The sequence below is a fragment of the Gelidibacter sediminis genome (assembly GCF_004364975.1).
GTDB lineage: Bacteria > Bacteroidota > Bacteroidia > Flavobacteriales > Flavobacteriaceae > Gelidibacter > Gelidibacter sediminis.
The window spans coordinates 993,027-1,006,575 of sequence record NZ_SOBW01000008.1; the positions used below are offsets into that span (position 1 = coordinate 993,027).

Genomic DNA, 13,549 nt, shown 5'->3' on the forward strand with positions numbered 1-13,549 from the left:
ATTTAATTTTCTAGCTTATCAACATAATAATTATAAATGGCAAATTGCGCTCTTACCTTTGGCAAATCATTATGCTTGTATTTATTTTCATGAGAACCACACAGCATGCGGGCTTTCACATTATCGTTCCAAGAGATTTCAAAGACATCCAACAATTCCTGTTTAATGTCTTTGTCATAAATTGGACAGGTTATTTCCACTCTGTTTTCAATGTTACGAGACATCCAATCTGCAGATGAAATAAAGACTTTAGGATCGTTATTATTGCAAAATACCAATAATCTGGTATGTTCCAAAAACTTATCAATGATACTCACCACCTCAATATTTTCACTCATGCCTTGGATACCTGGAACCAAACAACAGATTCCTCGTACTATCATCTGTATTTTGACACCTGCCCTACTGGCCTCATAAAGTTTGTCTACCATCATATAACTTGAAATGCTGTTCAACTTCAACTTGATATAGGCTGGTTTTCCTTGTTTGACGTTCTCAATTTCTGTATCAATCAGTTTAAACAATTTGGTTTTGGTATAGTGCGGCGAGACAATAATGTGTTTATATCTAAATATTTTATAATTGGTTTCAAAAAAATCAAACACTTTAACCACATCCTTTAAAATCTTTTGATCTGAGGTAAAGAGTGTGAAATCTGTATAAAGCTTGGCAGTTGACTCATTAAAATTGCCTGTACTTAAAAAACCATAGCGTTTAATCTTATTATTTTCCTCGCGCTCTATAACACACATTTTACTATGCACCTTAAGTCCTTTTACGCCAAATAAAAGATTGACGCCATCGGTTTGCATCTGCTCAGCATAGTCTATATTGGCCTGCTCATCAAAACGAGCCTGCAATTCAATAGCCACCGTAACTTTTTTACCATTCTTGGCCGCATTAATCAAGGCGCTGGCCACGTGCGAAATTTGGGCCAGACGATAGATAGTAATTTTAATGTTTTTTACTTTAGGATCTAAAGCCGCCTCCCTTAAAAATTTTACGATATAAGAAAATGTATGGTATGGTGTATGGAGTAGGAAATCTTTTTTTGCAATATTCTTAAAAATACTGGTTTCCAAACTCAAGCCTTTAACAGGTAATGGCTTAATTTTATCATATAACAAATCAGTCCTTCCCAAGCTGGGAAAATCCATATAATCTCTTCTATTATGGTAACGTCCACCTGGAATAACACTGTCTTTTGAGTCAATTCCCATGATATTCATCAAAAACAATAGGGTTTCCTGATCAATGGTTTTATCATACACAAAACGAACAGGCTCTCCCGTTTGTCGATGTTTTACACTGTCTGAAATTTTCTCAATAAAACTCTTACTTAAATCGCTCTCAAAGTCCAATTCGCCATCACGCGTAATTTTGATCATATGCGCCGATACTGACTCATACTCAAATATATTGAAAATGTCGTTCATACAATAACGCAACAAATCATCCAACAGAATAATATAATTGTCATTTTCTTTCTTAGGAAGCACCACGAAACGGTCCATTGTTTTAGGGATTTCTATCAGGGCATATTGCTTTTCTTGATTGGCCAAAACCATTCTAACAGCCAAATAAGCCGCACTATCCTTTAGCGTTGGAAGCTTTACCAAATCGCTCAATATAATGGTTACCAAAGCAGGACTTACATGTTGAATAAAATAATTCTTGATAAATTTGTGGTGAATTTCATCAATCTGCGTCTCATTGACAATGTGTATGTCTTCATCTTCCAAACGCTTGTGTATGGTTGCTAAAATGTCAAGACTATCACTTTGCTGTTTAATGACAATTTGAGTAATAATTTCTAAAAGCTCACTTGCAGAAATTCCGCCCAACTCACTTTTACCAGTCTTTCCGGCCTCGTCAATCCGTTTCACCGTGGCGTATCGCACTTTAAAAAACTCGTCCAAGTTATTCGAAAAAATGCCTAAAAACCTAAGCCGTTCAATTAAAGGCACAGTTTCGTCCTCAGCCTCTTGTAAAACACGTTCATTAAACTGCAACCAGCTTAATTCTCTATTGATGTATGTGTTAGAATATATATCTGTAATCATTAAATACAAGGTGAATTTAGTCTCTGACAAATATATTCTATTTATAACTTAAAAGGAAGTTACAATTTAAGGAATAGCTATTTGTTAACTTAGGAATGTCACTTGTAAAAAAACCAACTATTAAGTGTTGGTTTTCTGGATGCTACTTCAAATCTTTGGGCTTTCTAATCATTTTGGTATGACCTTTTTTTATTTTCTTCCATGAATCCACGTCAAATTCAATCATAACGAATCCTGAGGTTGGTAAATTGTCAAGAGATTGATTGCCAAGGGTGTTGGTTAATTCAGTAAAAGCATGATTGTGACCAAATAATATAACCTGATCATATACATCGTCCAAATTCTTAATAAAACGCAACACCCGATTTCCTCCAAAATCATAGAGCTGTTCTTCTATAGACAATATTTGTTCTGGATAATTTAAGTTGTTCATAAAAATCTTGCAAGTACTTAAAGCTCTATTGGCTGGACTTGAAAAAATGGCATCAGGTATATATTGAAGGCTATCCAATGATTTTGAAAGTAGTGCTGCGTCGTTAACTCCTCTCTTACTTAAAGGACGCTTTAAATCAGTAATATCATGTTCCCAAGAGGATTTAGCATGTCTTATTAGTACTAATGTCTTCATAGTGTATGTCGATTAAATGCAGTTATTATCGGTAATCCGCTCATTATCTCCGTTTTAACGATTATTTGGGTCTCTTAACATTTATATTTGCTTTAGCTCATACTAATCTGTTGCTTTGTTAACATAATTATTAATGTAACGACCCCAAAATCTAAAAACATGTTAATAGATCCATAAAATTCGACAACGTATTCCGAAGTCGGTCTTCCCTCAAGATAAACATTCAGAAGCTTTAACAATTACCAAATAGACATTGAATGTCATGTTTAGGTGTGCTTCTCTACAGTAATTAAATCAAATTAATTATTCTTTTAAAGAAAGACTAAATTAATAAAAATATGGCTTTAATTATTTTATACTCATCAATAATATATTGTTTTGCTAATAAAACTTATAGACATTCCAATATATTAAAGTCAACAAATATCGCTTTTAATCATATAATAATTAGTCACACTTCTTATACCATAATTTAATAAATAAGGCTTATGAAAACAATTACTCATCAAATCATTATAAAACCTTGCCTGTTTTTAATGGTTTTCCTTATTCAAAGTTTTGTGTTTTCACAAACACAACCATTTTATATAGACTCTGACTCTGGAGAATCGAACTCCCTGTCAATAAGTGCAGATGTAACGCTGTCTAAAGATGTCCTTGCCGATTGTACCGCAAATGACTTTACTTTAGCTAACTTATATCTTGCAGATGAAAATGGAAATCCATTGGCAAATACCTGTACTCCAGGCACAACCCAATCGGCATTTATTTATGTAAAGTTTGCCGCCAATACAAACGCCAACAGATACAGTTTGTTCTTGGATTATGACGTATACGTAAATGGTGAAGAGGGTGAACATAGGAGTGCTTGTCTATATGAAAAACAAGCTATCCCTGTTGGTCAGAATTTACGATTGCAAGAAATTAATTGGACATGTGGTGACCGCATTGAATTGAAGAATTTTTATATGGCGTGGCAATCTACCAGCAACGCAAGCTGTGGTACGAATCCTGCCAAATGCTATCAAAACCCTCCAGGTTTTGTTGTGAACGCACCATTAATTGCCAATTTTACTTCGGCATCAAATTGTGATTCTTATGTTGTTCAACTAACAAGTACAACAACTGGTGGTGATATCAATAATCCATACACTTACAAGTGGGATATTAATAACGATGGAAGTGTTGAATATACAACAGCCAATCCTAGTCATAATTTCGGGGTTCCTGGAACATATCAAGTAAAGTTACAAGTTACCGATGCTGTTGGCAAAGTAGATTCTCAAATCCATGCCATTACAGTAAATCCGATATTGCAGAATTTGACATTAACCAGTTCTATTATCGCCTGTAGTGGTGGCAATACTGGAGAAATTTTAGCAAGTGGTGTTACAGGTGGGGTTGGAAACTATACTTACAGCATTAGCCCTAAACCATCTGGATATGTTCAAAATGGTGCACAATTCACAAATCTTCCGGCAGGTTCCTATACGGTGACTGTTTCAGATGAAAATAATTGTACTATTAGTGCAGATACTACTATTTCCGTTGCTGAAAGTACAACACCATCCATAACAGCTCCTGCTAATTTTACTGTTGAAGGATGTACAACTGCAGAGATAAAAAATAATGGATCTACGGCCTTAAGCTTTAGTACAACTCCAGTAAATATCACCACAACAGAATTTACTGCGGAAGGTGGAACATTTACAGAATCAAATGTTTCAATTACATATCAAGATGCACAATTTGGCACCTGTCCTATTGTAATTACAAGAACCTTTACTATAACTAATGACTGTGGAAATTCGGCTTCTGCTACACAAACTATAAACATTGCTGATACTATTGCACCGGTATTTGCTGCATTACCTTCACCTTCAACAATTGAATGTGGTGCAACGCCAAACTTTGCTCAAGCAACTGCTACAGATGCATGTGGTGGCGAGGTGAACTTAACTTTTGTAGATGTTACAACACCTGGATCATGTGATGGTACTTACGCCATTACAAGAACGTGGACTGCAACAGATGCCTGTGGAAATGCATCTACAGCTTCTCAAACCATCAATATTAACGATACAACGGCTCCTGTTTTTGCCTCATTACCGGCACCTTCAACAATTGAATGTGGTGCAACGCCAAACTTTGCTCAAGCAACTGCTACAGATGCATGTGGCGGTGAGGTGACCTTAACTTATGAAGATACTACCACTCCTGGTTCATGTGAAGGTGCTTACGCTATTACAAGAACATGGACTGCAACAGATGCCTGTGGTAATGCATCTACAGCTTCTCAAACCATCAATATTAACGATACAACGGCCCCTGTTTTTGCTGCATTACCGGCACCTTCAATAATAGAATGTGGTGCAACGCCAAACTTTACGCAAGCATCTGCTACAGATGCATGTGGTGACGAGGTGAACTTAACTTTTGTAGATGTTACAACAACTGGATCATGTGATGGTACTTACGCCATTACAAGAACGTGGACTGCAACAGATGCCTGTGGAAATGCATCTACAGCTTCTCAAACCATCAATATTAACGATACAACGGCCCCTGTTTTTGCCGCATTACCTGCACCTTCAACAATTGAATGTGGTGCAACGCCAAACTTTGCTCAAGCAACTGCTACAGATGCTTGTGGTGGTGAGGTGAGCCTAAGTTATGAGGATATTACCACACCTGGTTCATGTGATGGTACTTACGCCATTACAAGAACGTGGACTGCAATAGATGCCTGTGGAAATGCATCTACAGCTTCTCAAACCATCAATATTAACGATACAACGGCTCCTGTTTTTGCCGCATTACCTGCACCTTCAACAATTGAATGTGGTGCAACACCAAACTTCGCTCAAGCTTCGGCTTTAGATGCATGTGGTGGTGAGGTGACCTTAACTTATGAAGATACTACCTCTCCTGGTTCATGTGAAGGTGCTTACGCTATTACAAGAACATGGACTGCAACAGATGCCTGTGGTAATGCATCTACAGCTTCTCAAACCATCAATATTAACGATACAACGGCCCCTGTTTTTGCTGCATTGCCTGATGAGACAACTATTGATTGTGAACAAACGCCAAGCTTTGTCCAAGCAACTGCAACTGATGCCTGCGACTCAGATATTACTTTAACTTTTGAGGATGTTACAACACCTGGATTATGTGAAGGTGCTTATACTATTACAAGAACTTGGACTGCTACTGACAATTGTGGAAATGCTTCAACGGCAGCACAAATAATCAATGTTCAAGACATTACTGCTCCAGTATTTGCAGCACTCCCTAATGAATCAACCATTGAGTGTTCAGAAACACCAAGTTTTGCTCAGGCTACAGCAGTTGATGCTTGTGGATCTTCAGTTACATTAACTTTCAAGGATGTTACGACTGATGGTGCATGTTCAGGGGCTTATACTGTAACAAGAACCTGGACTGCTATTGATACTTGTGGAAATGCTTCAACAGCATCGCAAGTTATCAATGTAATGGATACTACAGGTCCTACAATAACTACATTAGCGTCTGATTTAGTTGTGGAATGTGATGGCAATGGAAACAACGGTGCCTTTGATGCTTGGTTAAATTCAAATGGTGGCGCTGTTGCTTCCGATGGCTGCTCCACTAATTTAACTTGGTCAAATAATTATGATGGCTCAACTTCAGATTGCTCTAAACCAGTTATTGTCACGTTTACTGTAACTGACGAGTGTGGAAATACCAGCACAACAACGGGTAGCTATTCTATTATGGACTCTAATCCACCAGTGATTACTGCTGCATCTGATGTGACTGTAGAATCTGATGGAAAAGGAAATATCCAGGACTTACAAAATTGGTTAGATACCAATGGCGGGGCTACTGCAACTGATGATTGTTCTGCAATCTCATGGTCTAATAACTTTACAAGCTTATCAGATTTATGTGGACCAACAGGTGCTGCTACTGTAACCTTTACTGCTACTGACGGTTGTGGAAACGCATCCAGTACTACTGCGACATTTACAATTATAGACACCATAGTTCCAGTTATATCACCATTACCTGATGTAACAACTATTGAATGTACTGAAACACCAAACTTTGCACCAGTAACTGCTATAGATTCTTGTGGTTCTCCAGTAACGCTGTCGTTCATAGACACCACTACTCAAGGAGAATGTGACAATACATATTCAATTACCAGAACATGGACAGCAACTGATTTCTGTGGAAATACTGCAACAGCATCACAAACAATCAATGTGCAGGATACAACAGCGCCAGTTTTTGAACCTTTACCTGCAGAATCGACTATAGACTGTGATGCTACTCCAAGTTTTGCGCAAGCATCGGCAACAGACGCATGTGGCTCTGAGGTAACCTTAACATTTGAGGACACTACCACCGCGGGTAACTGCGAAAACACCTATTCTGTAACTAGAATCTGGACAGCCATTGATACTTGTGGAAATGTTGCAACTGCATCTCAAACAATTAATGTTCAAGACACAACCGCACCAGTCATTTCTGCGCTCCCTGCTGAATCGACCATTGAATGCGGTGCAACACCAAATTTTGCTGAGGCAACGGCAACAGATAGTTGTGGATCTGAAGTGTCCTTAACTTTTGAAGATACCACTACTGCTGGTGAATGTGAAGGTGCATATTCTATAACTAGAACATGGACAGCGACTGACGCTTGTGGAAATGCATCAACGGCATCGCAGACTATTAACGTTCAAGACACTACAGCACCAGTCATTTCTGCACTGCCTGCAGAGTCCACTATTGAATGTGGGGCAACACCAGCTTTTGCACAAGCAATTGCAACAGATGCTTGTGGATCTGAAGTATCCTTAACTTTTGAAGAGGTAACGACACCTGGTTCAACTGAAGGTGTTAGTGCGATTACAAGAACTTGGACAGCGGTAGATGCATGTGGAAATGTTTCTACGGCATCTCAAACAATAAATGTACAAGATAATACAGCACCTGTGTTTGCAGAATTGCCTGCAGATTCAACAATTGAATGTGGTGCTACACCAAACTTCGCTGAAGCCACGGCTACTGATGTGTGTAGTACTGAAGTTACGTTATCTTTTGAAGATATAACCACTGCTGGCGAATGTGAAGGTACTTATGCCATTACAAGAATATGGACCGCAACTGATGCATATGGCAACGCTTCAACGGCATCGCAAACCATTAACGTTCAAGACACAACGCCACCAGTATTTGCAGCATTACCGGCTGAAACTACAGTGGACTGTGATGTAACACCAAGCTTCGCTGAAGCTTCTGCTACTGACACCTGTGGGTCTGAAGTAACATTAACTTTTGAAGACACCACTACTGCTGGTGAATGTGAAGGTGCATATTCTATAACAAGAACATGGACAGCGACTGACGCTTGTGGAAATGCATCAACGGCATCGCAGACCATTCACGTTCAAGACACAACTCCACCAGTATTTGCAGCATTACCGGCTGAAACTACAGTAGACTGTGATGTAACACCGAGCTTCGCTGAAGCTTCTGCTACTGACTCCTGTGGGTCTGAAGTAACATTAACTTTTGAAGATACCACTACAGCTGGTGAATGTGAAGGTGCATATTCTATAACTAGAACATGGACAGCGACTGACGCTTGTGGAAATGCATCAACGGCATCGCAAACCATTAACGTTCAAGACACAACGCCACCAGTATTTGCAGCATTACCGGCTGAAACTACAGTAGACTGTGATGTAACACCAAGCTTCGCTGAAGCTTCTGCTACTGACACCTGTGGGTCTGAAGTAACATTAACTTTTGAAGACACCACTACTGCTGGTGAATGTGAAGGTGCATATTCTATAACTAGAACATGGACAGCGACTGACGCTTGTGGAAATGCATCAACGGCATCGCAGACCATTAACGTTCAAGACACAACGCCACCAGTATTTACAGCATTACCGGCTGAAACTACAGTAAACTGTGATGTAACACCGAGCTTCGCTGAAGCTTCTGCCACTGACACCTGTGGGTCTGAAGTAACATTAACTTTTGAAGACATCACTACCGCTGGTGAATGTGAAGGTGCATATTCTATAACTAGAACATGGACGGCGACTGACGCCTGTGGTAATGCTTCTACAGCATCACAAACAATAAATGTATTGGATACTACACCTCCTAGCCTAGTTACTGAATATGATTCAGAACTTACTATAGCTTGTGATAACATTCCTACTGCCCCAGAATTGGTGTTTGAAGATGCTTGTTCAAGCAATATTAATGTTGTATTCACTGAAACTTCTACAGCTTCTGAAAGCTCGCCAGATTATGTAATAACAAGAACTTGGACAGCAACAGATACTTGTGAGAATGAAGCGGTATACAACCAAATCATCAATGTGAATCCTGCTAATGTTATTACGACTACTGACACTGAACTTTGTAATGGAGATGACATCAATTTTGATCTCTTTGAGTTGTTAAGTGGTTCTTATGATACCAATGGACAATGGACAGTAGTTACTGGCAACGCAAGCTTAGATGGCAGTCTATTTAATCCATACCAATTGGAATTAGGAACATACTCTTTTATGTATTCATTATCTGACGAGTTCTGTACAACTGAAACTGTGGTAAATATTACCTTAAATGATGATTGTGTAGTATTACCGTGTGGAGCTGAAGATGTGATCATCTCAAAAGCAGTGACTACGTATGCTGACGGAAAGAATGATTTCTTTACTGTAACCGGCGTTGAGTCTTGCGGGTTCACTGTGGAACTCCAGATATTCAATCGCTGGGGTGCATTGATCTATGAGTCTAAGAATTACCAAAATGATTGGAATGGTGCGTCATCAAAAGCATCCATCGGAAACTCTAACTATGTACCAACGGGAACATACTACTATATCGTTAATCTTAAAAACAGTGGATTACAACCTTTTGCAGGTCCAATCTACGTTGCAACCAAATAACTTTTAACCTATGAAATTCTTAAAGTTTAATATTATCGTTTTCATACTGTTCACTAGCTGGATGGGAGTTGCACAACAATTGCCACAGTTTACACAGTATATGTATAACACCATCTCTATCAACCCAGCGTACGCTGGTAGTCGTGAGACCTTGAGCATGGTTGGTTTGCACAGAAGTCAATGGGTAGGACTCGAAGGAGCACCAACAACCCAGACTTTATCCATACATACTCCATTGCGCAATGAGAAAATTGGTCTCGGTATGTCATTTATTAATGACGAATTGGGATATCAAAACTTCCAATATTTGTATGCTGATTTTTCATACACTATTCAGACAGGACAAAATACGAAACTAGCTTTCGGATTAAAAGGTGGTTTTACCGGTTTTAGTTTGGATCCCGAATTTAGGGAAGCAGAATTTGATGACCCTGTAATTTATGGCTATGAGAATAGATGGAAACCAAATATTGGTGCTGGTGCTTATTGGCATTCAAACAGGTGGTATTTAGGTTTATCTGCACCCCGACTATTAAACTCTGATTATAATGGCGAGCAAGAATTTGAGGCATTGGAGCGATTAAGCTACTATTTTACAGGAGGGTACGTTTTTGATGTAGGTGCAACTACCAAATTTAAACCTGCATTTATGCTAAAAGCAACCAATGGTGCACCATTATCCTTAGATCTGACCGCCAACTTCCTTTTTAATGATGTATTCTGGATTGGTGGAGGCTATAGAATTGACGAAAGAACCTCTGCTATTAGCGGGATAGCTGATTTTCAGGTGTCTAAACAATTAAGGATTGGATATGCATATGAATATCCATTCTCAGACCTAAGACCTTATACCAGTGGTACTCATGAAATTCTCTTGATGTTCGAAATCTTTAAAAGTAAACGTATTAAATCGCCTCGATACTTCTAAAACCTATGACTATGAAAACAAAATTATTTATATTTCTTTTTGCGCTTAGTAGCACGTTCATGGTTGCTCAAAAAAAATTGGCTGATAAATTCTTCGAGAATTATGCCTATGTAAAAGCAACAGAGCTCTATGAGGAAGCCGTTAAAAAAGGTGACAGCAGTGAGCATGTTTTAACGAGATTAGGAGATTGTTACTATAACAACTCAAGGTCTAAGGAAGCTGCCCTATGGTATGGAAAGGCTGTAAACAAATACAACAAAATTAATCCAGAATACATTTTTAGATATATTCAAAGTTTAAGAAGTATTGGTAATTATGTTGAAGCTGACAAATGGTTAGTTAAATTTAAAGAAATTCAAAGTGGCGACAGTCGGGTTAAAGACTTTGATGCCAATAATCTTGAGATGTACGAAGAGTTAGCCTCTACAGAGGATGTTGTTGTAGAAATTGAAAATTTGCCATTTAATAGTGAGTTCTCTGATTTTGGTGGGTATACAGCTAACGGTAATTTGTATTTTGCATCTTCAAGACATAAGGATTTAAAAAAGAACTACGGGTGGAATGATGAACCTTTTTTAGATTTATATGTGCTATCTGTAACCGACTCGTTAGGAAAAAAGAATTTTGGTGAACCTGATTTTATCAAGTCTTCAAAAATTAACACAGCCTATCATGAAGCCACATTAGCCATTACCAATGATGGCCAAACAATGTACTTTACCAGAGATAATGTGACAAAAAGAAACAAATTGGATTATGATCGCAAAGGTACCTCCCATCTTAAATTGTACAAAGCATCTTTAAAAGATGGCCAATGGGAGTCTATTGTAGAGTTGCCTTTTAATGATACTTACTTTTCTAATGGACACCCAACATTAAGTCCAGATAACACAAAATTATATTTCGTATCAGATCGTGAAGGTGGATTTGGTCAAACGGATATATACGTTGTTGATATTTTAGAAGACGGAAAATATAGCACACCTAAAAATTTAGGACCTAGGGTAAATACTGCGGGACGTGAAATGTTTCCTTTTGTAGCTAAAGACAGTACATTCTACTTCTCCTCAGATGGCTATTTAAATTTAGGGCTATTGGATATTTACAAATCTAACATTTTAAAAGACGAAAATGCTCAACCGGAAAACTTAGGAGCTCCTTATAATAGCGGCTATGATGATTTTGCATACTTCATGGACGATAGTACCAAAACAGGTTATTTTTCTTCTAACAGACCAGGAGGTAAAGGTAGTGATGACATTTACCGTTTTAACGCAGAACCTTGTGCACAAAGGATTGAAGGTATTGCTAGAGACCTTAAAACTAATGAGCTACTTGCAAATGTGGAAGTGAAGTTAATTAACAGTAATGGAAAGATAATTGCTACCGTAATGACCACTGAAACTGGTGCATTTAAATTTGATGCAGATTGTGATAAAGACTATACAGTATTAGGTAGCAAAAAAGATTACAAGGACGATATGAAAAAGGTGGCTACCAACTTCGAAAATGGAAAGGTAAATAATGCCGATCTCTACTTAACACCATTAATAGACAATGATCAAATTGTGATCAATCCTATTTTCTTCGATTTCGATAAATGGAATATTAGGACAGACGCTGAATATGAATTGGAGCATATTGTGGATGTCATGAGAGAACACCCAGAAATGGTCATCAAAATAGAATCGCATACGGACAGTAGAGGAAGTGATAATTATAACATGAAATTGTCTGACCGAAGAGCGAAATCTACTAGAGACTATATTCTATCCCGTGGCATTGCCAAAGAACGTATAGAAAGTGCTATAGGTTACGGAGAAACCCAGTTATTGAATAAATGTTCTAACGGCGTAAAATGTAGTTCTGAAGAACATCAACTAAATAGAAGATCCTACTTCTATATTTTAAAGAAATAGCAATAACATAATTATCATTAAAAAGCAGACTCAAGAGTCTGCTTTTTTTTATATATGGTTTTACAATTAGCCGTCACTGAAAAAGTGTAAGCATTTTTTCTTATGTAATGTAATCGAAATAATGATCATAAAATGCACCTCTAGATTCCGTTTATGAAAAAAACTTTTCTGGTAACCCGTAAATAGAGTCAATTATAAGAATAAAAAAACCACTCATAGAGTGGCTCTTTACAAAATAACTAAACTTAAAAATCAATTATATTATCGTTTGATGAAGATATTGGTAAAATACCATTTACCTTCTAAATTTTTCTCTGCTGAAATATCAAAATCTGTAAAATCACCTTCTATAACGGCCTTATGACCAGGACTGTTTAACCATGCCTTTACAACTGATTCAGCTGACGTGTAGGAGTAAGCTACATTTTCAGAAACCTTCGTGGCTGAGGCATTATTAACCAAGCTTTCTTTACGTTGGTAAAAATTATCATGGTTAACCTGATTAACGCTTACCATATAATCAGTGTGTGTGTATGCCACAGATTTTATAATACTTAAGTTGTTTAAGGCAGTCAACCCTAAATTTAGTCTATGTGCATTAATTAACTCAAGAATTTCTACTTCAATAGTCTTGGTTGCTGGTACATTTATAGCTGTAGGATCTAATTGTTGCTCATCTAGTTTTTCTGAAGAGCAAGAGAACGTAAGCATGGCAACGAAGGCCAACAAAGGCAGGTATAGCGTAGGTTTCATACGTGGATTATTCGATTTGGTCTAGCTAAATTAGAAGAGAAATCAACAAAAACTGTTAAAGAAATGTTAAAATCGATGAAAGACACACACTTAATCGATTTTTTATGTCAATCATCGATGAAATGCACGTTTTGACAAAAATTTTTGTGCTTTGGTCGTTGAAAATAGCATTTCATCGACAACGAAACGCCACTTATAGAATCTTTAAGACTTCTATAATGAAGATGTAAAATAGAGCTAAGCTAAACTCTAAAATTTTAAGGTAGAAAGTGAAAATGAGGCCTACTTTAGCG

General features: G+C 37.7%; 6 protein-coding genes. 3 read left to right on the forward strand and 3 right to left on the reverse strand.

Going from position 1 to position 13,549, the window contains the following annotated elements:
• Positions 1-2: 2 nt before the first annotated feature.
• Positions 3-2,063, reverse strand: coding sequence for a polyphosphate kinase 1 (gene ppk1, locus BXY82_RS11060; protein ID WP_133758247.1), 2,061 nt, complete (start codon positions 2,061-2,063; stop codon positions 3-5).
• A gap of 142 nt (positions 2,064-2,205) precedes the next feature.
• A complete protein-coding gene (locus tag BXY82_RS11065; protein WP_133758248.1) occupies positions 2,206-2,691 on the reverse strand; it encodes a SixA phosphatase family protein in 486 nt (161 codons plus the stop codon).
• Positions 2,692-3,179: 488 nt separating this feature from the next.
• On the opposite strand from BXY82_RS11065, the gene BXY82_RS11070 reads away from it, so the two are divergent.
• Genes BXY82_RS11070 through BXY82_RS11080 form a run of 3 tightly spaced genes read left to right on the forward strand, consistent with a single transcriptional unit; the run spans position 3,180 to position 12,503 of the window.
• On the forward strand, positions 3,180-9,656 hold the full coding sequence (locus BXY82_RS11070) for an HYR-like domain-containing protein (RefSeq protein ID WP_133758249.1): 6,477 nt from the start codon (positions 3,180-3,182) through the stop codon (positions 9,654-9,656).
• A 10-nt stretch (positions 9,657-9,666) separates the two neighbouring features.
• Entirely contained in the window at positions 9,667-10,584 is a 918-nt protein-coding gene (locus tag BXY82_RS11075; RefSeq protein WP_133758250.1) for a PorP/SprF family type IX secretion system membrane protein, read from the forward strand.
• Between the two features lie 11 nt (positions 10,585-10,595).
• Positions 10,596-12,503, forward strand: a complete 1,908-nt coding sequence (locus tag BXY82_RS11080; protein ID WP_133758251.1) for an OmpA family protein — start codon at positions 10,596-10,598, stop codon at positions 12,501-12,503.
• A 261-nt stretch (positions 12,504-12,764) separates the two neighbouring features.
• Here the strand turns inward: BXY82_RS11080 and BXY82_RS11085 are convergent, their stop codons facing one another.
• Positions 12,765-13,256: a CAP domain-containing protein gene (locus BXY82_RS11085; protein WP_133758252.1), complete on the reverse strand. Its 492-nt coding sequence runs from the start codon at positions 13,254-13,256 to the stop codon at positions 12,765-12,767.
• Positions 13,257-13,549 lie beyond the last annotated feature (293 nt).